Origin of the sequence: Salinicola lusitanus, assembly GCF_003206045.1 — a bacterium.
In the GTDB taxonomy this organism is placed as follows: Bacteria; Pseudomonadota; Gammaproteobacteria; order Pseudomonadales; family Halomonadaceae; genus Salinicola; species Salinicola lusitanus.
Map to the genome: position 1 here is coordinate 248,733 of NZ_PZJM01000001.1, position 19,988 is coordinate 268,720.

Sequence of the window (19,988 nt, forward strand, 5' to 3'; positions counted from 1 at the left end):
GTCATCGACACACAATCGACCGCCATGATCGGACACTGACAGCGGTCGGTCTCGACTCGTCGCCTATCCCCAAACACAAGAGAGCCATGATGACGCAACTGACCTACAAGATTAATCCCATGCCGGAGCCGATCGCCGCCGACAAGCTGGAGCGTCTCGCCAAGCTCGAGACCGCAACCCTGGGCCACTTCTATCACTTCGGCTTCGCCAGCCCGGCGATCTCGCCGGTACTGCCGAGCAAGACCGTCGTCGGCACCGTCTGCACGCTGGCGATCCCGGGGCTCGACAGCACCCTCCTGCATCACTGCCTGGCTCAGATGGGCCCGGGGTATTTTCTCGCCGTGGACCGTCTCGGCGACCGCAAGTACGCCTGCTGGGGCGGCGGCGTAACCCGTATGGCGGCGTCGATGCAGATCGCCGGCGGCTGCGTCGACGGCCCTCATACCGACACCGCCGAGATTCGCGAGCAGGACTTTCCGATGTGGTCCCGCGGTGCCTCGCCGGTCACCACGCGGCTCTACAATACCGGTGGCGGCTTCAATATTCCGGTCGCGATCGGGGGAGCCGCCGTACTGCCAGGCTATGCGGTACTCGCCGACGAGTGCGGGGTACTGTTCATCGCCCCCGAGGATCTGGACGCCGTGCTCGACGCGGGCGAGACCAAGACCGCCACCGGCCTCAAGAACGAAGCCCGTGTCAGCGCGGGAGAGCGCCTGGGTGATCTGTCCGGCGCTTCCCGTATGATCGAAGAAAAACTGGCAACCTGAGGCAGCCATGGCCACCAACACGCTTCATGCCGATATCGACAACTGGACCCTGGCCACGCCAGCCGCGCGCTCCCCGAACGGCGTGGTCGCTTCCCAGCACCGTTTGGCAGCGCAGGCGGGCGCCGCCCAGCTCGATGCCGGCGGCAACGCCATCGATGCCATCGTCGCCACCGCCTATGCACTCAATGCCGTCGAACCGTGGATGAGCGGGCTCGGCGGCTCGGGCTTCATGGTGATCTGGCTGGCGCGGGAGCAGCGCGCGGTGGCCCTCGATTTTCAGGGCACCCTGGCCGGCGATACCCGCCTCGAAGACTATCCGGTCGATCCCGGCCTGCCGGCGACCCCCATGGGCTTCCCCGGCGTGGTCGATAACGCCAATATCGAAGGCTATCGCTCGATCACCGTACCCGGCGCCGTGGCCGGGCTCGAACATGCGTTGCGCCGTTTCGGCACGAAGCCGCGTGCCGAGGTGATGGCACCGGCGATCGCGCTGGCCGACCGCGGCCTACATGTCGACTGGTTCACCAGCCTGCAGATCGGTGTCTGTGCCAGGACGCTGGCCCGCGACCCGATATCGGCCTCGATCTATCTGCCTGGCGGTCATCCGGCCACGCCCGAGAGCCGGCTACGCATTCCACAGCTCGCCGGGACGCTGCGCGAGATCGCCGAGGCGGGCGCCGAGAGCTTCTATCGCGGTGCCCTGGCCGAGCGCATCGTCGCCGACCTTCAGGCCGGCGGCTCGCGTATCTCGCGGGAGGATCTCGCTGCCTACGAGGTGTTCGAGTATGCCGCTATGGCCGCCGAGCATCGCGGCTATACACTCTACACTCCGGGCGAGGTCTCCGGCGGCCTGCGCCAGCGCGAGATGCTGGCGCACGCGCTCGACGCCATGCCTGCGCCGCCGGAAAACCCGACACCTGAGACCTGGCTCGTCTATGCCGAGGCGCTCGAGGCGTGTTGGAAGCAGCACAAGATTCGCAACGGCGTGCTGAACGCGGCCGACGGCGAGAATGGCGCCTGTACCTCGTCGATGTCGTCAGTGGATGCCGAGGGCAATATGGTGGCGCTCACCTACACGCTCCTCAATCGCTTCGGTTCCGGCGTCACCCTGCCGGCGACCGGGATGCTGATGAACGACAGCGTCAGCTATTTCGATCCGCGCCCCGGTTACCCCACCACCATGGCGGGCGGCAAACGCATCAACGCCTCGAACATGTGCCCGACCGTCGCGGTGAGGGGCGGCGAGGCACGCTTCTCGGTGGGCGCCTCTGGCGGCAACCTGATCATGCCGGCGGTGACCCAGGTCGCGGCGCTGATGATGGATTTCGACATGAGCCTGGAACAGGCCGTGCATCATCCGCGTCTCGATGCCAGCTATCGCGGCTCGGTGCGAGTCGATCCCCGCTTCAGCCCCGAGACGCTGGCGCGGCTGGGCGAGCGCTTCGCACTGGAGATCGCCCAGCAGCTGGTATTTCCCAAGCTCTACGCCTGCGTCTCGGCGGTCTCGCGGGACCCGGAAACCGGCGAATGTATTGGCATCAACGATCCCACTCAGCCGATCGGCGGGGGCGCCGCGCCGACGCCGTTCAGGCTGGGGTCGCTCGGCAGCGATGCGCCCGCGGTACGGCCCTGAACCGACGGCACCGTGGTCATGCCGAGTCGACGAAGCGCGCATAGTCGAGGTGGTCATCGCACCAGGTCTTCGCGGCATGGCGCGCCAGCTCGAAGAGGTCGTCTATCAGCGGGCGGCGCGATTCGTTGAGGTGCACGCAGCGAATCTCCAAAGGTGCCAGCGCGGTCGTGGTGGGGATTTCGACCAGCAGGCCACTGGCGATATCGGGCTCCACCACCGCCAGCGGAATCGCCGAGGGACCAAAACCCTGACGCAGCATCTCGACGATCATCGGCAGCGAGTTGGCATAGTGTCGTGGCCCCCGGCCGAGCTGGTCTTCATGCACGTAGTCGGCAATCGGCGAGAACAGTGGCGACGAACGCGGGTAGAGAATCAGCGGCATCTGACGCAGTTCGTCGGGCGTCCTGGACCTGGCAACATCGGCCGCGCCGTCGGTACGCGTCACCCAGCCGACGCGATACTGCACCGCAAAGCTGCCTTCGACAGGCGAGAGTCCGGCGTCGTTGGAGAGAAAGGCAATGTCGATGCTCCCCGAGGCTATCATCGGTCGCAGTTGATAGTTTGCCGAAGCGTGGAAGTCGACGACGAGATCCGCCGCGTGGTGGGCGATGTCGTCCTTCAGGGCCACGCCCCAGGTCAGCGCTGCCGGCCCGGTCATCGCGATCGAGAGCCGCTGGTGCTGGCGCTGATGGAGACGGCTATTCATCGCCTCGCGAAGATTCAGGAACTGCTCGGCATAGCCGGCCACCGCATGGCCCGATTCGGTGAGCGCGAAGTCATGGCCACGCCGCTCGACCAGAGGGGTGCCGAGTGCCTCTTCGAGTGCGCTGATACGCGCGGATACGGCAGGCTGTGTCAGGCTGAGCCGCTCGGCGACCCGTTGATAGTTACCCAGTTGGGCCAGCCAGTAGAAGGCTTCCAGTTGCTTGAAATTCATCCTTGGGACATCCCCAACCTTGTTCTTATCAGGTAGATCATCATGACCATCATTGTTTCACACCCCCATCGCGAAAAGATCAACTGGTGGATCGAGCAGCTCCAGGCGCTACTCCCGAGCTGGACGATCCGCCCGATCCACGATCCGGGCGATGTCGAGGCGGTCACCTATGCCGTAGCGTGGAAGCCGAAGACCGGCGCGTTTCTCCCCTTCCCCAACCTCAAGGCGATCGTCTCGCTGGGCGCCGGGATCGATCACGTCCTGGCCGACCGCGAGCTGCCATCGGGGGTGCCGATCATCCGCACCGTGGGGGCAGATCTGACCCAGCGTATGCGCGAATACGTGGCGCTGCATGTGCTGCGCCATCACCGCGACATGCCGACAATCACCGCCAATCAGCGCGAGCGGCACTGGCAGCAGCTGGTGGTGCCGCCCGCCACCGGTCGCACCGTCGGCATCATGGGGCTGGGCAATCTCGGCGGCAGTGCCGCGCTGACGCTCGCCGCCCTCGGTTTCGAGACGCTCGGCTGGTCACGTACGCAGCGCGAGATCGAGGGGGTCACCACCTACGCCGGCGACGCCGGGTTCGATGATTTCATCGGCAACTGCGAGATTCTGGTCTGTCTGCTGCCGTTGACCGAGGCGACGACGGGGATCCTCGACGCCGAGCTCTTCGCCAGGCTGCCGCGAGGTGCCAGCGTGATCAATGCCGGCCGGGGTCAGCATCTTGTCGAGGCGGATCTCGCCGCGGCCTTGGACGAGGGCCAACTGAGCCACGCCACGCTGGATGTCTTCCACGTCGAGCCGCTGCCGAGCGAGCATCCGTTCTGGTCGCATCCCAGGATCACGGTGACGCCGCACATCGCCTCGCTGATCGATCCCGCCACCGGCAGCCGCATCGTTGCCGCCAATATCGAACGCTTCGAGCAGACCGGGCACGTGGATGATCTGGCCGATGCCACACGCGGGTATTGACGCAAAATAGCTCACCCACCAATAACGGCCTGTTGCCGGAGAAACCAACCCAAACTGCAAGGGCGATCGTCCGATCCCTTTTCAGCATAGGAGTTTCAAAAACAATTAATTGACATGTCAAAAACATGAGTTCAACCTTTCTAAATAAAATCCGTACAATAAACAGGAATTTGAGCCGTGTCGGACACCTCTACCTTTCGCCCCGAGACCTGGTTGGGGAGCCGCGAGCCAATCTTCGAAGGCCAGCGACTCTCATCGCACTACCTGACCATGCGGGACGGTATTCGCCTCGCCGTTGACATCCACCTTCCCGGCAGTCAGCCCTCCTCTGACGCCCGACTCCCCGTCGTCGCATTCTTCACGCCTTACTACCGGCGCATGAAATTGAAGCCCGCCGCCCCGGATGACACGGAAGACTGTCCCAACATCGCCGTGTTCCGCTCGCTGCTGCTGGCGCGAGGCTATGCGCTGGTTGCCGTGGACGTGCGTGGTAGTGGCGCTTCCTATGGCACTCGCACCGGCTTGCGTTCTCCCAACGAGCGCGAGGACTACCTGGAGGTGATCGACTGGATCAGCCAACAGTCCTGGTGCAGCGGCGCGATAGGAGTGACCGGCATCTCCTACCTCGGCGCGGCTGCCGATTTCACCGCGTCCTGGGCCCATCCAGCCGTCAAGGCTATCGTGCCGCACTCGGCGGTCTGGGATACCTGGTCGAATCAGCTCTACCCGGGAGGCGTCATGTGCCGTCGACTGGTCAAGGAGTACGGCCGTCTGATGGAGGCGCTCGACGACGATGCCGCCGACGAGAGGGCCAGCTTCCCCTATTTTCGCGGCGACCACTTCGAGGGTCCGGCGCCGGTCGATGAAGACACGGACGGCGCCATGCTTGCCGCAGCACTGAAGGAGCATGTCGCCAACTTCGACATGGCAGATTTCGTCCACCAACTGCCCTACCGGGACCGGGCCCTGCATACGTCGCCGGACTTCACATCGGCTACCATCAGCCCCTACCACTACGCCAATCGCACCGCCGACTCACAGACCGCCGTCTACACGATCTCCGGCTGGATGGACGGCCATTACTCCCGTGGCGCGGCGCTGCGTTTCAACTGGCAGCGAAACCCCGACAAGCGGCTGATGCTCGGCGCATGGGATCATGGGGCCCGCACCGGCTCCAGCCCGTTTCGACACGATCCGGCACCGCAGGACAAGGCGCTAGCGGAGACGTTGCGTTTCTTCGACCAGCATCTGATGGGTTTGGAAACCGGTATCGGCAATGAACCACCGGTGCACTATTACACCGTGGGGGAAGAACGCTGGAAGTCCGCCAGCGAGTGGCCACCCGCGGAGACGACGCTCAACAGGCTCTACTTTCAGCCCGACCACCGGCTCGCCGACACCGCGCCGACGGCGGAAACGGCAGCGGACCGATATGTCGGCGACTATCGCTGCGGTAGCGGTAACCAGTCCCGCTACAACCGCCTCTACGCCCAGAACGTCGAGCGCTACTACCCAGACTGGCATGGTCGGGACGAGCGCATGCTCTGCTATACCACCGACCGCTTAGAATCGGACATGGAGGTGACCGGCCACCCCGTCGTGCGACTGTTCCTAGAGAGCGATACCGAGGACTGCGCCCTGTTCGTCTATCTCGAGGACATCGATGAACAGGGGCAGGCATCCTATGTCACCGAAGGTGTCTTCCGCGCCCTGCACCGACGACTCTCGTCCGGCCCCGATAATATTCCGTCGCTTGGCCCGGATCACAGTTTCAACGAATGCGACGCCCGCTACCTGATTCCCGGCGAGCGTAGCGAGATCGCCTTCGACTTGCTGCCGATATCGTGGCTGTTCAAGGCTGGCCATCGCCTACGGGTGGCGATCGCACTTGCTGACAACGACCACTTCTCCCGTATTCCGGATGGCGTCGTGCCGACCATCACCATAGGCCGACAAGCCGCCCACGCCTCGCATATCGAACTGCCCATGATGGCCCGCCGATAACCCTTTCCCCCGTTTCGGACAGGCCCGCGACGACCGGTCGGGCGTCGCTCAACGCAAAGAACAAGCCCACAACAACCAATGGGGTCTCTCCATGCAATTCTTGACACGGCTGTGCCTCAAGTTCGTCCAGACCTGTCTGCCCAACGCGATGCTGTTGGCCATCGCGTTGAGCGCGGTCGTCTTCCTGCTCGGCGTGACCATCGAAGGGCAGAGCGCCTATACCATGCTCAACGGTTGGGGAGAGGGATTCTCGAATCTCTACAAGTTCGCCATGCAGATGTGCCTGATTCTGCTGACAGGCTTCGTCATCGCCAAGACGCCAATCGTCGCGCGCCTCATCGATCGCCTGGTCGACATCCCCGACAACCCGGCCCAGGCCGCCGGTATCATCGCCGTCGTATCAATGGTGACCTTCTATATCAACTGGGGGTTCGGCATGATCGTCGGCGCCTTCCTGGCCCGGGAGATGGGGCGCCGCGTGCCAGGACTCCATTTTCCCCTCGCCGTTGCCGCCGCTTATTCGGGGGAGATCGTCCGTGGCACCACGGCCTCGATCCCGCTGTTGATGGCCTCCGAAGGTAATTTCATGCAGGACGTGGTGGGTATCGTACCGATCACCGACACTCTCTACTCGTGGTGGAACGTCGCCCTGACTCTGGTGCTGCTGGCATTGCTCTATTTCGTTTTTACCCGGGTCAAACCGGAGGGTGACGAGGTCAAGCAGTTCCAGGGCGAGCCCTTGAACAATGACACGGGGATCGTCGATACCCGCCAGATGCCGTGGGCCGAAAAGTTGGAGCACTATCGCCTGCCCAATCTCGTGCTGGCGCTGTTGCCCCTGGGATACCTGGTGATCAACTTCCAACAGCTCGGCTTCACGCTGAGTCTGAACCTGGTCATCCTGATCTTCCTGACCATAGGCCTGTTGCTGCAACCTAGCCCCGCAAGCTTCGGCAAGGCGGTCAAGGAAGGCGTCCTCTCTTGTCGCGGCATCATCATGCAGTTTCCGCTGTACGCCGGGATTGCCGGCATGGTCAAGGTCTCGGGACTGGCCGACACCCTCTCGACCTGGTTCGTTGATATCGCCAACGTTCATACCTTCCCGATCCTGACGTTCGTGTCGGCGGGGATCATCAACATATTCATCCCTTCCGGCGGCGGCCAATGGGCCATTCAAGGACCGATCATGCTGGACGCGGCGAAGACGCTGGGGGCCGACATACCGCAGACCATCATGGCCTTTACTTGGGGTGATGCCTGGACCAACCAGATGCAGCCGTTCTGGGCACTGCCGCTGCTGGGCGTTGCCGGCCTCTCCGCCAGGGACATCATGGGCTACTGCGTGATGTGGACATTGCTGTGCGGCGCTACCATCATCGCGGCTTTCGTGCTGCTCTCCATGCTGTAAAGTGGCCGCATCACCACACACCAACGTCGAGTGTCGTCCGAGAGGCCGGCGGGTGCAGACAGTTTCCGGCGACACTCGGGCTGCTCCAGCATCCGGCGGACTCATCGGGCGCCACTGCGCCATCCTCACGGAAATCGGCCATGGCAACGTCCCCGAAAAAAGGCAACCTTAACGCTCAAGCCTTCGACACCCTGCGCAGAGACATCATCTCCTGCACGCTGAAGCCTGGCACCACTATCACCGAAGCCTGGCTCACCGAGCACTACGCCCTGGGTAAGGCGGCGATCCGCCATGCCCTGGCGCGACTCACGCAACAAGGGCTGACCCTCAATCAGGGGCGACTGGGCTACACCGTGGCCCCGATCACCATCAAGAGTATTCGCGACAGTTACCAGGCGCGCCGGCTGATCGAGCCGGAGCTTTGCCGACTGGCGGCCGGGCGACTCGACGGCGACAAGCTACGCGCCCTGCGTGACTGCAGCTCGGCAAGCTACGACCGTAACAGCGCCGCCGAAATGATCGCCTTCTCCCAGGCAAACCACCGGTTTCATTGCCTGATCGCTCATACCGCGGGCAACGACCGTCTAGCGCGACTGATCGAGGAGCTGTCGGACGATCATATGAGAATCGCCTATGTCAGCATGGTATATGGTCAATCGAGCGAGTACTGGAACGATGATCACGCAGGCATCGTTGCCGCGCTGGAAAGCGGTTGCGGGGACGAAGCGGCGAGATTGATGACGGAGCACCTTGCCTCGGGCGAGGAGGCGATCATGAAGGCGATACTCAACCTTCCTGAGCTGCTGGAGACCTCGCTGAGTTCTTCGTGATCTCGGCCTATCAAGGTAGGGTCGCCCGCACGTCCGCGCGACAACTTGCTAAACTGACGGGGCAAGCGATTCGATACCGATCATCTCTCCACGCGCACGCTAAAGGGGTCCCATGGCCAGCAAGAAAGACAACACCGCGAGTCGACGCAACATCAAGTCCTGGTTGACCGATATGGATGGCGTCCTGGTCCATGAGAACAAGGCCATTCCCGGCGCCGCGGACCTGATCAATCAGTGGCGGGAGCGGGAGATTCCGTTTCTGGTACTGACCAACAACTCGATCTTCACCCCCCGCGATCTCAGCGCGCGCCTGCGTCACAGCGGCCTGGAGGTCCCCGAGGAGAAGATCTGGACCTCGGCACTGGCGACGGCGGCGTTCCTGCGCGACCAGGCACCGGGTGGCTCGGCCTTCGTCGTCGGCGAGGCGGGCCTGACCACCGCGATCCACGAGGCCGGTTTCATCATGACCGATGCCAAGCCGGACTACGTGGTGATCGGCGAGACCCGCTCCTACTCCTTCGAGGCGATCACCAAGGCGATTCGTCTGATCAACCAGGGCGCCCGCTTCATCTGCACCAACCCGGACGCCACCGGGCCCAGCCAGGAAGGCGTGCTGCCGGCCACGGGCGCGGTCGCCGCGCTGATCACCGAAGCGACGGGGCGCAAGCCGTACATCGTCGGCAAGCCCAACCCGATGATGTTCCGCTCGGCGCTCAACAAGCTCGGCGTCCACTCCGACGGTACCGGCATGATCGGTGACCGCATGGATACCGATATCGTCGCCGGCATCGAAGCGGGCATGCACACGGTGCTGGTGCTCAGCGGCATCGCCGACAAGGCGGAGATCGAACGCTACCCGTTCCGACCCAAGGAGATCATGTCCTCGGTGGCGGAACTGGTCGACAAGTAGCCTCGGAGACGCATCGAGGCGGCGCTCTCCGCGCCGCCTCGCCTCAAGTCTCCGACAGCAGACGCTCCCCCAGCAGCCGGCCATTCTCGAGGCAGTCCCCTACCGCGATCCCCCCGCGCCAGTTGCCCGCCAGGTGCAGCCCGGGATGGGCCTGAAGCGCCGCGTCCAGCGCCTCGATGCGCTTCAGGTGGCCGAGTTCGTACTGTGGAATCGCCCGTGGCCAGCGGATGACGCGCTGCCATACCGGCTCGCCATGAATCCCCAGGAGATCACCAAGATCGTCGATCACCTGCGCGACCTGGGCCGCATCCTCGCCGTCGGCGGCATCCGGGTCCTGGCGGCCGCCGATGAAGACATTGAGCAGCTTGTGCCCCGCCGGTGCCCGATGGGGAAATAGCGTCGACGAGAACAGCGCACCGAGCGTGCGCCGTCCCTCCGAGCGGGGAATCAGCACCCCGAAGCCATCCAGGGGGTGGGCGATCTCCTGCTCGCGAAAACCCAGCGCGATGGCGTTGACCGGCGGATAGGCGATCGCCGCCAGCGGCTCCGCCAGGGCCGAGTCCGTGGGCGCCAATAGCCGTGCCGCCACTGGGGCCGGCACCGCGAGCACCAGCGACTTGGCGCGCCACACCTGCCCTAGGCGGTCCTTCACCTCCCAGCGCTCGCCGTCACGATGCACGCTGACGATATCGCACCCGGTGTGGATCGCGGCCGTCGGCTGCGCGTCGATTCGCGTGGCCAGGCGGTCGGCCAGGTGCTGGAGACCACCGGGGAAACTGACCAGTTTGCCGCGCCACTCGGCCGGCACCGGCGAAGGCTCGCGGCGAGCCTGGCGCAGGCGCTTGAGACCGCCGAGGATCAGCGAGCGGTGCTCGCGCTCGATGGCCGCCAGCCGCGGCATCGCTGCCTGGACCGACAGCCGGTTCGGATCACCGGCATGGACGCCGGAGACGAACGGATCGACCATCCGCGCGAGAATCCGTGGGCCGAGGCGGCGTTCGACGAAAGCGGCGAGGGTCTCCTCCGCTGCGCTCGCGCGACCGATGAAGGGTTCTCGAACCAGCCGTGACCAGCCACGCCAGCCGATGAGCGGGCTGGTCAACGCCTCGGCCGGTGTCATCGGCAGCGCCACCGGTTTGCCGGCCATCACCACGTAGCGCTTGTTGGCGATGGCGTTGGCCGGCTGCGCCTCGTCGAGGAGATCGAGCTCCTCGAGCAGCGCGTAGAGCGGGGGTTTCATGATCACGGTGTTGGGACCGTGTTCGATCTGCCAGTCGCCGTCGCACTCGGTACGCAGGTTGCCGCCCACCCGGTCGTTGCTCTCGAGCACGGTGACCTGCTGGCCGCGCTTGGCAAGCGCCCAGGCAGCAGCGAGGCCGGTGGCCCCGGCACCGACGATCAGGGTGTCGGCAGGCGCTTCATGTCGGTCGGCCGGCGTGTCGGCCGGCGTGTCGGCCGGGGCATCTGGAGCATGGCTGGTCATGGGAGCTCGCGCGGGAGAGTGTCATGTGAAGTCTACGCAGACATCGTTCGCCCCGCATCCAGCCGGCGTGCGGCGTCTTGCCGCCACGCCGGCCGGTGGAGCGCTCACTCGCCGGACTCATTCAGAGGCTCATTCAAAGGGCTCACTCGTCGTGCCCGCCCGGATGACAGCCGGGCGCCGCGACATAGAGGTCGCAGTCCGGCATCACCGCGGTCTCCTCGTGCGGCGTGCCCTTCGGCGCCCAGTCGTAATCCACGAGCTGCGCGCGGTAGACCTGGTTGGTGACGTAATCGTCGCCCGGCATCGACTTGCCGAAGAACGGGCTCACGTACTCCCACACGATCTCGCCTGCCGGCGTGACCTGGAACAGTCGGCCATTCTGGCCCTCGTCGATCAGCGTATTGCCGTTGGGCAGCCGCCGCGCGCTCGAGATGAACGAGCTATAGAAGGTGTAGGGCGAACGTCCCGACATGTTGCCGGTGTACTGCCACACGATCTTGCCGCTGCTCGGGTTCACCTCGATCACGCGGGAGGAAGAGAAAAATCCCTGCTTCGACGGCGGGAAGCCGGCATTGCCCTGGTTGTCGAAGATCAGCAGATTGCCGGCCCCCGGCAGGCCCTCGGGGATGAGGTGGACGTCGTGGGACCCCACGGTCTGATCCACGGGACGGCCAAGCTTGCCATTGAGCTGCAGGGCCGGCAGGTCGGGGCCGATACGCCAGACGATCTCGCCGCTCTGCCGGTCGACGATGAACGTGACGTTGGCGTTGCGCGAATTGACCAGGATATTGTCCGGCGCGAAGCGCTCGTCGCCGGCGTCGTACCAGCGATTGGGGCCCAGCGGTACGGCGGTGTTCAGATGCAGGAAGTCGGGATCCTCGGACTCCTTGAGCGAGCGAAGGCCGGCATCGGAGAACCCCATCTCGTCGAGATGATCGCCCGCCTTCCAAGTCCACACCACCTGGCCCTCGTCATCGACCTCCTCGATGCCGTTGTCGATGATCGGATAATCGAAACCGTTGAGTTCCCGCATCTCGGCGGTCATCACCAGGTTGTTGCCGTTGGGCAGCCGGCGCATGTCGTGATGCTGGTAGACCGGATCCTGCTGGCTGCCCCACCGCCACTTCACCTCGCCGTTCCAGTTCACCTCGGCCACGGCGGCGTTGGTGAGCCCGTTGCCGGGGCTGGCATGCGCGGGGAGCTTGTCGACCCGTGCCGACTGCACCAACAGATGCCCTTTTTCGCCGCCGGCCTGCTCGGCGGAGAGCGGAATGGGCGGGAAGCTCTCGTAGTCCCAACGGTGCACTTCGTTGCCGTTCATGTCGATCAGGTGGGTCTTGCGGTCACCACCGGGGAACAGCACGAAGCCGTTGTAGGCCCGCTCGGGATCGTAGTAGGTCGTGCCGGTGGGAAAACTGCTGGGCAAGGCCAGCGCCGTGGTCGCCGTGGCCATCAGCCAGGCGCCCAGCAGTCCCGCAACGGATCCTCTCCGTGTCATCATCGCTCGTCGCTCCTTCGTCGAGTCTCGCCCTGTGCGGGCGTGGCCGGCACGACAGCCTGCCGGCGCTCCCTGTCTGGCCGATGATAGTCATGACGCATGGCCATCGGCTTTCCGATAGACCTCGGCAACGGCGTTTCGATCCCTCCCCGCCAATGTTTAGCGCCTAAGCGGCGTCCGGCAGCCGTGCGGTGAAGTCGGCGATCGTCATCGGCTTGGAGAACATCGGGTAGTCGTAGCGGATCGCGGCATCGTGCTCGGCCTCGCTGGTCGCGGCGACACCGTCGGTCAGCGTCACCACCTCGAAGCCCTTCTCGTAGCCCGAGCGCATGGTGGATTCGACGCAGCAGTTGGTCAGGAAGCCGGCCAGCGCGATGGTTTCGATACCCTTGCTGCGCAGGATGAAATCGAGGTTGGTCGAGGCAAAGGTATCCAGCCCGCGCTTGCCCTCGATGACGATGTCACCGGCCTGGGGCGTCAGCGCCTCGCAGATCTCCGCACCCCACTCGCCCTTGACGAAGGCGTTGCCCTCGACGACACCCGCGAGGATGCCGTAGGGCTGGGCGGTGATCTCGCCATAGCCGGGTGCGAAGTGGATCGGCGCGTGCAGCACGCTGACACCCGCCGCGCGTGCCGTGGCGACGAGACGCTGGGTCTTGGCCAGCATGTCGTCACGCGCCATGACGGCCTTGACGGCCTCGTGGAGTACGCCACCGGGAGTGGTGAAGTCGTTCTGGAATTCGATCAGGACCAGGGCGGTCTTGAGCGGATCGATGCGCTGGGAGAGAGCAGATGTCATGGCGGGAGGCTCCTGACAGGGGATGGACTCGCTGTCGTTCAGCGTAGTCCACCTCCGGCCACGAAGCGGTGGTGGTGCTCAGCCGTAGACGCCCTGGCTGCGCAGATAGTCGTCGTAGTTGCCGCTGAAATCGACGATGCCATCCTCTTTCATCTCGATGATGCGGGTCGCCAGCGAGCCGACGAACTCGCGGTCGTGACTGACGAAGATCAGCGTGCCGGGATAGTTATCCAGCGCCAGGTTGAGCGCCTCGATCGACTCCATGTCGAGGTGGTTGGTGGGCTCGTCCATCACCAGCACATTGGGCTTCTGCAGGATCAGCTTGCCGAACAGCATGCGCCCCTGCTCGCCGCCGGAGATCACCTTCACCGACTTGCCGATATCGTCGTTGGAGAACAGCATGCGCCCCAGCGCGCCGCGCACGGTCTGCTCGCCTTCGGTGGTCCACTGGCGCATCCACTCGAACAGCGTCTCGCCGCTCTCGAAATCGGCGGCGTGGTCCTGGGCGAAATAGCCCACTTCCGCCGCGTCGGTCCACTTCACCTCCCCGGCGTCCGGGGCCATCGTGCCGACCAGGCAGTTGAGCAGTGTGGTCTTGCCGATGCCGTTGGGGCCGATGATGGCGACCCGCTCGCCGGCCTCGACCTGCAGCCCGAAACGCTCGAACAGCACGTTGTCGCCCCACGCCTTGGAGAGCTTCTCGGCGGTCAGCGCATGGCGGTGGATCTTCTTGCTCTGCTCGAAACGGATGAACGGGCTCACCCGCGAGGAGGGCTTGACCTCCTCGAGTTGGATCTTGTCGATCTTGCGCTGGCGCGAGGTCGCCTGCTTGGCCTTGGACGCATTGGCCGAGAAGCGGCTGACGAACTGCTGCAGCTCGGCGATCTCGGCCTTCTTCTTGGCGTTGTCGGCGTGCAGCCGCTCCCGCGCCTGGGTGGCAGCGATCATGTACTCGTCGTAGTTGCCCGGGAACAGCCGCAGCTCGCCGTAATCGAGATCCGCCATGTGGGTGCAGACGCTGTTCAGGAAGTGGCGGTCGTGGGAGATGATGATCATGGTCGAGCTGCGCGCCCGCAGGATCTCCTCCAGCCAGCGGATGGTATTGATATCCAGGTGGTTGGTGGGCTCGTCGAGCAGCAGCACGTCGGGGTCGGAGAACAGCGCCTGGGCCAGCAGCACGCGCAGCTTCCAGCCCGGGGCGACCACGCTCATCGGCTGGGTGTGCTGTTCGAGAGGAATGCCCAGTCCCAGCAGCAGCTCGCCGGCGCGGGCCTCGGCGGTATAGCCCTCGAGTTCGGCGAAGCGCACCTCCAGGTCGGCGACCTTCATGCCGTCCTCGTCGCTCATCTCCGTCTGGGAGTAGATACGCTCACGCTCCGCGGTGACTTCCCACAGCTCCTCGTGACCCATGATCACGGTGTCGATCACCCGCTCGTCCTCGAACGCGAACTGGTCCTGGCGCAGCTTGCCCAGCCGCGTGGTGACGTCCTTCATCACCTGGCCGCCGGTCGGCTCCAGATCACCACCCAGGATCTTCATGAAGGTGGACTTGCCGCAGCCGTTGGCGCCGATCAGGCCGTAGCGATGGCCACCGCCGAACTTGACGGAAACATTCTCGAACAGCGGCTTGGGGCCAAACTGCATAGTGATATTGGCAGTAGAGAGCACAGCGGGGAATCTCGCGGAAACGGCGTGAATGAAACGACGACAGAGGGAACGAAACGACGACAGCCGAGGCAGGCTCGACTGTCGTCTTGGACGTTCGTCTCATGCGGATTGTACGCGCATGCGGCGCCCACTCATACGCCACATAGCGATAGATTGCGCAGAGCCCCCGTGTTCGGGCTTTCACTCGCCGCGGGGGAAGCGCTGGGACTCCTCGACGATGTTGAGATCCATGTGGTTGCGCATGTAGCGCTGCGAGGCGTCCTGCAACGGCTGATGATCCCACGGGTAGTAGTGGCCGTTGCGCAGCGCTTCATAGACGATCAGCCGCTGGGCCTGACTTTCGCGGACTTCGGCGTCGAAGCGCTGCATGTCCCAGCGCTCGCGGACCTTGGCCTGGAATTCCGCCAGCGTCTCGGCGTGCGCCGGGGCGTCGGCCAGGTTGCGGGTCTCGTGCGGATCGGCCTCGAGATCGAACAGCTGCGGCGGATCGAGCTCGCAGTGGTTGAACTTCCAGCGCCCTTCGCGAATCGTGACCAGCGGGGCCTGGGTGCCTTCGGCAGCGTACTCCATGTAGACCGGCGCCTCGCGGGTGCCGCCCCGGGCCAGCGGCAGCAGCGACTGGCCATCGGTCCAGGGGGCCACCTCGGAGAGATCGATCCCCACCAGGTCGGCCAGGGTGGCGTTGACGTCGATGGTCGACACCGGCGTCTCCACCGAACGCGGCGCCAGTCCCGGCGCGGCGATCATCAACGGGACTCTCGAGGAGCCCTCGAACGGGCTCATTTTGAACCACAGCCCTTTCTCGCCGAGCATGTCGCCGTGATCGGAGCAGACCACGATGACGGTGTTGTCGAGCATCCGGGTCCGCTCCAGCACGTCCAGAATCGAACCGACCTTGTCGTCGATATAGGAGATATTGGCGAAATAGCCGCGGCGTGCCCGGCGCACGTGCTCGGGCTGGATATCGAACTGGGTGTAGTCGTTGGCCTCGAAGATCCGCCGACTGTGCGGGTCGAGCTCGTCGAAGGGCACTACAGCCTGCTCGGGATCGAGGTGCTCGCAGTCCTCGTAGAGGTCCCAGAACCGGCGACGGGCGACATAGGGGTCATGGGGGTGGGTAAAGCTCACGCACAGCGCCCAGGGCCGCGAGTCGTGCCCGCGGGAGAGATCGAACAGCTTCTGCTCGGCGTGGAAGGCGACCTCGTCGTCGTACTCCATCTGGTTGGAGATCTCGGCCACGCCGGCGCCGGTGACCGAGCCCAGGTTGTGATACCACCAGTCGATTCGCTCGCCGGGCTTGCGGTAATCCGGCGTCCAGCCGAAATCGGCGGGATAGACATCGGTGGTCAGCCGGCTCTCGAAGCCGTGCAACTGGTCCGGCCCCACGAAGTGCATCTTGCCGGAGAGGCAGGTCGAATAGCCGGCCCGGCGCAGGTGATGCGCCCAGGTCGGCACGGCGGAGCGAAACTCCGCGGCGTTGTCGTAGACCCCGGTGCGCGACGGCAGCTGTCCGGACATGAAAGCGGCGCGACCCGGCGCGCACAGGTAGCTCGGGGTGTAGGCGTTGTTGAAGTTGACCGCGCGCCTGGCCAGCTTCTTCAGGTTCGGCGCGTGCAGAAAGTCCGCCGGCCCGTTCTCGAACAGGGTACCGTTCAGCTGATCGGCCATCAGCACCAGAATATTGGGTCGTGTCATGCATTCCCCCTGCGTCGTTGTCTTGGCGTTCGAATACCGTCAGCTTGCGCTTCGCTGAAGGAGTGGCGCAAACGATCAATTCGACGCCTGAGGCCAAGTGGGGCTTGGGCTAGGCGATACGCCGCCAGGCTCCGTCGTCGGCACCTTTCCCGAAACTTGCCGGACGGCGTCGAGGCGATGGCGTCCTTCACGCATCGCCGTTGTCTCGTCCCAAAGGACGCCGTTTCCTTCAATTTTCATCGACCGCCCTTCGGTAGCCTGGTAGCCACGAGTCGAGACGTCCACGGCCGCCGCAAAGGTGCGCGACAAGGCCCTGACCCGCTCGATTCGACTGCGACTTTCCGCTATCACACATCGAGAAGGGCTGATCATGTCACCGAAACTGGAAGTCTTGACGCCAGACAACTGCCAGATCATTTTCATCGACCAGCAGCCGCAGATGGCTTTCGGCGTGCAGTCCATCGACCGGCAGGTGCTGAAGAACAATGTGGTGGGGCTGGCCAAGGCCGCCAGTATCTTCGGCATCCCCACGACGATCACCACGGTGGAAACGCTCAGTTTCTCCGGGCATACCTTTCCCGAACTGCTCGCCGTCTTCCCGGATCTTCCGATTCTCGAGCGCACGTCCATGAACTCCTGGGACGACCAGAAAGTGCGCGACGCCCTGGCCACAAATGGCCGCAACAAGGTCGTCGTCGCCGGCCTGTGGACGGAAGTGTGCAACAACACCTTCGCGCTTTCCGCCATGCATGACGCGGACTACGAGATCTACATGGTCGCCGACGCCTCGGGTGGTACCTCGAAGGATGCTCACGATTACGCCATGCAGCGCATGATTCAGGCCGGCGTGGTACCGATGACGTGGCAGCAGGTTCTGCTCGAATGGCAGCGCGACTGGGCGCGCCGCGATACCTACGACGCCGTCATGGCACTGGTCAAGGAGCATTCCGGCGCTTACGGCATGGGTGTCGACTACGCCTACACCATGGTGCACGGCGCCGAAGAGCGCGTGAAACACGGCCCGACACAGGAACCGGTTCCCGCGCGCTGACGCTCGATACCCGAGGGCCGCTCGCGACCGTCATCCCCGCGGCGACGTCGGGAGCGCGGCCGACGCGTTCGGCCCATCTCCGCCCATCGTCCTGAAAGGCGCACGCAGCCATGAAGCTCTACCTGCTCTCCATCGGTGCCGGCGTGCTGGTCGGCATCCTCTACAGTCTGCTCCAGGTACGTTCACCGGCGCCACCGCTGGTGGCGCTTCTGGGCCTGCTGGGCATGCTCTGCGGCGAGCAGGTGATTCCGGTCGCCAAGCACGTCCTGGGCGGCACCTCGCTGACATCGGCCTGGCACAGGGCCGATTGCAGCAATCACATTCTTGGCGTGCTGCCGGGGCGGAACAACGGGGCCTCTTCGAATCCGTCCCCCGACTGCCGCACTCCCGGCGACCCGGCCACTCGCCCGCTCGATCCCGAGGATCCCCGCTCATGAATCGCACCGTCAACGCATCGCCGGATCTGATCCTGGTCAATGGCCGGTTCACCACGCTCAACCCCTCGCAGCCACGGGCGGAAGCCGTCGCCATCCAGAGCGGCCGGTTTTCGAAGGTGGGTTCCGTCAGCGACGTCATGGCCCTGGCGGACGCCAGTACGCAGGTCATCGATCTCGGTGGCAAACCGGTACTCCCCGGGCTGATCGACAACCATATCCACGTCATCCGCGGCGGCTTGAACTTCAACATGGAGTTGCGCTGGGACGGCGTGCCGTCCCTGTTTGATGCCATGCGGATGCTCAAGCAGCAGGTCGCGATCACGCCACCGCCGCAGTGGGTCCGCGTCGTCGGCGGCTTCACCGAAAACCAGTTCGTCGAGAAGCGCCTGCCCACGCTGGAGGAGCTCAACGCGGTGGCACCGGATACCCCGGTATTCATCCTGCATCTCTACGATCGCGCCCTGCTCAATGCCGCCGCACTACGTGCCGTCGGCTATACCCGGGAGACGCCCAATCCTCCGGGTGGCGAGATCCAGCGCGACGCCAGCGGCAACCCCACCGGTCTGCTGCTGGCGAAGCCCAACGCCACCATTCTCTACGCGACGCTGGCCAAGGGTCCCAAGCTGCCGTTCGACTACCAGCTCAATTCGACACGCCACTTCATGCGCGACCTGAACCGGCTCGGGGTGACCAGCGTGATCGATGCCGGTGGCGGCTTCCAGAACTACCCCGACGACTATGCCGTGATTCAGAAGCTGGCGGACGACGGTCAGTTGACGATACGCCTGGCGTACAACCTGTTCACGCAGAAGCCCAAGGAGGAGAAGCAGGACTTCCTGAACTGGACACGCTCGACGCGCTACAAGCAGGGCGACGATTACTTCCGCCACAACGGCGCCGGCGAGATGCTGGTCTATTCCGCCGCCGACTTCGAGAATTTTCGCCAGCCGCGCCCCGAGATGCCGGCGGAGATGGAAGGCGAGCTGGAGGAAGTGATCCGAGTCCTCGTCCAGAACCGCTGGCCATGGCGTCTGCACGCCACCTACGACGAGACCATCAGCCGTGCCCTGGACGCCTTCGAGAAGGTCAACGAGGAGACACCGCTGGATGGCATTCACTGGTTCTTCGATCACGCCGAAACCATCTCCGAGCGTTCCATGGAACGGATCGCGGCGCTGGGCGGCGGCGTCGCCGTGCAACACCGCATGGCGTACCAGGGCGAATACTTCGTCGAACGCTATGGCGCCAAGGCCGCCGAGGCGACACCGCCGATCGCCAGGATGCTCGAGATGGGCGTGCGCATCTCTGCCGGTACCGATGCCACACGGGTCGCCTCCTACAACCCTTGGGTATCGCTGGCCTGGCTGGTAACCGGCAAGACCGTTGGCGGCCTGCGCCTCCATCCGCGACACCACTGTCTGGATCGCGATACCGCGTTGCGGATGTGGACCGAGAACGTCGCCTGGTTTTCCAACGAGGAGGGCAACAAGGGCCGGATCGTCGAGGGTCAGCTGGCCGACCTGATCGTTCCGGATCGGGATTTCTTTGCCTGCGCCGAAGACGAGATCGCCCATACCAGCTCGCATCTCACGGTGGTCGGGGGACGCGTGGTCTATGCTGCCGCCGATTTCGCAGGATTGGACGACGCGCCGCCGCCGGCCATGCCGGACTGGTCGCCAGTGAATCGTTACGGTGGCTACGGCGGCTGGAGAGAGGCCGAGATGGCCACCAACCCGCCCCCGATGATGCGTGTCTCCGCCTCCACCTGTGGATGCGGTACGGGTTGCGCCGTGCATGGCCACGATCATGCGCGTGCCTGGGCCAGTCAGGCCCCGGCCTCGGACCTGAAGGCCTTCTGGGGCGCGCTCGGCTGCGCCTGCTGGGCGGTGTGAG

Annotated in this window: 16 protein-coding genes; 10 read left to right on the forward strand and 6 right to left on the reverse strand. The window is 64.6% G+C overall.

Annotation, left to right across the window (positions count from 1 at the left end; translation table 11 throughout):
• The first annotated feature begins 86 nt into the window (after window positions 1–86).
• On the forward strand, window positions 87–767 hold the full coding sequence (locus DOM45_RS01205; RefSeq protein WP_205909363.1) for an RraA family protein: 681 nt from the start codon (window positions 87–89) through the stop codon (window positions 765–767).
• A gap of 7 nt (window positions 768–774) precedes the next feature.
• Window positions 775–2,400 carry a gamma-glutamyltransferase gene (locus DOM45_RS01210; RefSeq protein ID WP_110597691.1) on the forward strand — a complete coding sequence of 542 codons (1,626 nt, stop codon included), beginning with the start codon at window positions 775–777 and terminating at the stop codon, window positions 2,398–2,400.
• Between the two features lie 16 nt (window positions 2,401–2,416).
• On the opposite strand, the gene DOM45_RS01215 is transcribed toward DOM45_RS01210, so the two are convergent.
• The gene (locus DOM45_RS01215) at window positions 2,417–3,337 is read right to left on the reverse strand and encodes a LysR family transcriptional regulator (protein WP_110597692.1); all 921 of its coding nucleotides are present in this window, start codon (window positions 3,335–3,337) and stop codon (window positions 2,417–2,419) included.
• A 42-nt stretch (window positions 3,338–3,379) separates the two neighbouring features.
• Here DOM45_RS01215 and DOM45_RS01220 point away from each other — a divergent pair, with 42 nt between their 5' ends.
• The 5 genes from DOM45_RS01220 (at window position 3,380) to DOM45_RS01240 (ending at window position 9,464) form a co-directional block, all read left to right on the forward strand.
• The gene (locus tag DOM45_RS01220) at window positions 3,380–4,312 is read left to right on the forward strand and encodes a 2-hydroxyacid dehydrogenase (protein WP_110597693.1); all 933 of its coding nucleotides are present in this window, start codon (window positions 3,380–3,382) and stop codon (window positions 4,310–4,312) included.
• Between the two features lie 177 nt (window positions 4,313–4,489).
• Window positions 4,490–6,316, forward strand: coding sequence for a CocE/NonD family hydrolase (locus tag DOM45_RS01225; protein ID WP_110597694.1), 1,827 nt, complete (start codon window positions 4,490–4,492; stop codon window positions 6,314–6,316).
• Between the two features lie 91 nt (window positions 6,317–6,407).
• On the forward strand, window positions 6,408–7,724 hold the full coding sequence (locus DOM45_RS01230; protein ID WP_110597695.1) for a short-chain fatty acid transporter: 1,317 nt from the start codon (window positions 6,408–6,410) through the stop codon (window positions 7,722–7,724).
• A 140-nt stretch (window positions 7,725–7,864) separates the two neighbouring features.
• Window positions 7,865–8,554, forward strand: a complete 690-nt coding sequence (locus DOM45_RS01235) for a GntR family transcriptional regulator (protein ID WP_110597696.1) — start codon at window positions 7,865–7,867, stop codon at window positions 8,552–8,554.
• A gap of 112 nt (window positions 8,555–8,666) precedes the next feature.
• Window positions 8,667–9,464 carry an HAD-IIA family hydrolase gene (locus DOM45_RS01240; RefSeq protein WP_110597697.1) on the forward strand — a complete coding sequence of 266 codons (798 nt, stop codon included), beginning with the start codon at window positions 8,667–8,669 and terminating at the stop codon, window positions 9,462–9,464.
• 43 nt (window positions 9,465–9,507) lie between these two features.
• Here the strand turns inward: DOM45_RS01240 and hemG are convergent, their stop codons facing one another.
• The 5 genes from hemG to betC all read right to left on the reverse strand — a co-directional run bounded on the left by hemG (window position 9,508) and on the right by betC (window position 16,607).
• Complete coding sequence (gene hemG / locus DOM45_RS01245) at window positions 9,508–10,947, reverse strand: protoporphyrinogen oxidase (protein ID WP_110597698.1); 1,440 nt, start codon at window positions 10,945–10,947, stop codon at window positions 9,508–9,510.
• Between the two features lie 142 nt (window positions 10,948–11,089).
• Window positions 11,090–12,448, reverse strand: a complete 1,359-nt coding sequence (locus tag DOM45_RS01250; protein WP_205909364.1) for an aryl-sulfate sulfotransferase — start codon at window positions 12,446–12,448, stop codon at window positions 11,090–11,092.
• Window positions 12,449–12,611: 163 nt separating this feature from the next.
• Window positions 12,612–13,244 (reverse strand): cysteine hydrolase family protein, encoded by a 633-nt coding sequence (locus DOM45_RS01255; RefSeq protein ID WP_110597699.1) that lies wholly within the window; start codon window positions 13,242–13,244, stop codon window positions 12,612–12,614.
• 78 nt (window positions 13,245–13,322) lie between these two features.
• Window positions 13,323–14,912: an ABC-F family ATPase gene (locus tag DOM45_RS01260; RefSeq protein WP_110597700.1), complete on the reverse strand. Its 1,590-nt coding sequence runs from the start codon at window positions 14,910–14,912 to the stop codon at window positions 13,323–13,325.
• 180 nt (window positions 14,913–15,092) lie between these two features.
• Window positions 15,093–16,607 carry a choline-sulfatase gene (betC, locus tag DOM45_RS01265; RefSeq protein WP_110597701.1) on the reverse strand — a complete coding sequence of 505 codons (1,515 nt, stop codon included), beginning with the start codon at window positions 16,605–16,607 and terminating at the stop codon, window positions 15,093–15,095.
• Window positions 16,608–16,977: 370 nt separating this feature from the next.
• On the opposite strand from betC, the gene DOM45_RS01270 reads away from it, so the two are divergent.
• The 3 genes from DOM45_RS01270 (at window position 16,978) to DOM45_RS01280 (ending at window position 19,987) form a co-directional block, all read left to right on the forward strand.
• Window positions 16,978–17,658 (forward strand): hydrolase, encoded by a 681-nt coding sequence (locus DOM45_RS01270; protein ID WP_205909365.1) that lies wholly within the window; start codon window positions 16,978–16,980, stop codon window positions 17,656–17,658.
• Between the two features lie 110 nt (window positions 17,659–17,768).
• A complete protein-coding gene (locus tag DOM45_RS01275) occupies window positions 17,769–18,095 on the forward strand; it encodes a XapX domain-containing protein (protein ID WP_110597702.1) in 327 nt (108 codons plus the stop codon).
• Window positions 18,092–19,987, forward strand: coding sequence for an amidohydrolase (locus tag DOM45_RS01280; protein WP_110597703.1), 1,896 nt, complete (start codon window positions 18,092–18,094; stop codon window positions 19,985–19,987). Before DOM45_RS01275 ends, DOM45_RS01280 begins: the two co-directional genes overlap by 4 nt.
• Window position 19,988: the final 1 nt, after the last annotated feature.